This window comes from Marinobacter halodurans, from assembly GCF_004327985.1.
Lineage (GTDB): Bacteria > Pseudomonadota > Gammaproteobacteria > Pseudomonadales > Oleiphilaceae > Marinobacter_A > Marinobacter_A halodurans.
The window spans coordinates 1-811 of the sequence record NZ_SJDL01000165.1 but is presented as its reverse complement, the minus strand read 5'-3'; the positions used below and the strand labels follow the sequence as shown (position 1 = coordinate 811).

At 65.0% G+C, this 811-nt stretch carries 1 protein-coding gene; it reads left to right on the top strand.

What is annotated here, in order from left to right:
* Positions 1–811, top strand: an 811-nt coding sequence (locus EZI54_RS23945; protein WP_165495875.1) for an AMP-binding protein, incomplete at both ends; no start/stop codon positions are given.

The following is an 811-nucleotide window of genomic DNA, read 5'->3' as shown; positions in this document are numbered from 1 at the left end:
TGATCGCGCTCAATGATACGGCGCCCTGGATGTCCTGCTCCGAGAGTAATCTCGAACGAGGCGACCTGACGCCTGCGCACCTGGCCTACGTGATCTACACCTCCGGCTCGACCGGCCGGCCCAAGGGGGTGATGAACCATCACCGCGGTCTGTGCAACCTGGCGCTGGCCCAGATCGATCTGTTTGCCGTAAGGGCGGACAGTCGGGTCCTGCAATTCGCCTCGTCAAGCTTCGATGCCAGTGTTTCGGAAGTCGTGATGGCCCTGTGCAGTGGCGCCGGCCTGTACCTGGCCTCCCGTGTCGACGTACAGCCGGGCGAGCCGTTGTTGGCAACGCTACGGCGCCACGACATCACCCATGTCACCCTGCCGCCTTCCGTCGTGGCGGAATTGGGGGAGGATTGTCCGCTCCAGACGTTGGTGACGGCCGGAGAGGCCTGCCCGCCGGGGTTGGCCGCTGCTCTGGCCTCCCGACACCGGTATGTCAATGCCTATGGTCCATCGGAGACCACGGTGTGTGCCACGGCCCATTGCAATGGTCCGGACGACGAGGGGCTTTTGCCCATTGGGCGCCCGATTGCCAACATGCGGGTGTACTTGCTGGATGATCAGGGCCAACCGGTGCCAATCGGCGTGGCGGGAGAAATCCATATTGGTGGCGTGGGGGTGGCGCGGGGCTACCTGAACCGTCCGGAGCTGACGGCGGAGCGCTTCGTGCTGGACCCGTTCAGTGCCGAGCCGGGCGCGCGGATGTACCGCACAGGCGATCTCGGGCGCTACTTGCCCGACGGCAACATCGAGTATTTGGGCCG